The 805-nt window shown below is 28.4% G+C and carries 1 protein-coding gene; it reads left to right on the top strand.

What is annotated here, in order from left to right; genetic code table 11:
* The first annotated feature begins 383 nt into the window (after positions 1 to 383).
* Complete coding sequence (locus OIF36_05450; protein ID MCV6599899.1) at positions 384 to 647, top strand: transposase; 264 nt, start codon at positions 384 to 386, stop codon at positions 645 to 647.
* The last annotated feature ends 158 nt before the right edge of the window (positions 648 to 805 follow it).

Below are 805 nucleotides of genomic sequence, written 5' to 3'. Positions count from 1 at the left end.
TAAAGCTTTTTTAATAGATATAAGACTTGCTTTATAATATTCTTTAATTTATTTATAAATTAGGTGTTAATCCTAAATATACTAAAAACTAGCTTTACCAATATTATCTAATCTATTATCTCTCATTGACTCTTCAATTTTAGAATGAGTTAAATCTGTAAAAATTGCCGATCCATTTTCTAGTTCAGAATACCATATCTGAATAGGGTAACTAATAGTTAGATCATTACTAATATTTCTAAAACCCTTATCTTTTAAATATACACCTATATCATCAATAGTAAGTCCATAAACTGGAATGACCCCAAAAATATAGACAAAAATTTATTCTGTTAATTTATAAAAATAGATGATAAAATCATCAGAAATAAAAAAGGGATAAGATGCCACCAAGATATACAGAAGAATTTAGGAAAGATGCAGTAAAGCAAGTTATAGATAATGGATATACAATAGTAGAGACAGCTGAAAGATTAGGGATACATCCAACTTCATTAGGAAACTGGGTAAAAAAATATAGAAGTCCAGAATCAGAAATTCAAGCAAAAGTATCAGATAATGCAAATGCAGAGATAAAACGTTTACAAAAAGAGTTGCAAAGAGTTACAGAAGAAAGGGATATATTCTTGTGCTTGCACTCTCTATGAGAAAAAATGCCGCAGCGTACTTTGCAAACCAGCCAAATTAAAGTACGCATTTATAAAAGAGCATTCTTCTATATTTAAAATTAGAAGAATGTGTACTACTTTGAAAGTGCATCATAGTGGATATTATAAATGGCTAGAACAACCTATCTCAAATCTAG

This window comes from Alphaproteobacteria bacterium, assembly GCA_025800285.1.
Taxonomy (GTDB): domain Bacteria; phylum Pseudomonadota; class Alphaproteobacteria; order JAOXRX01; family JAOXRX01; genus JAOXRX01.
The sequence above is the reverse complement of the archived record's forward strand: the minus strand, read 5'-3'. Positions and strand labels throughout refer to the sequence as shown.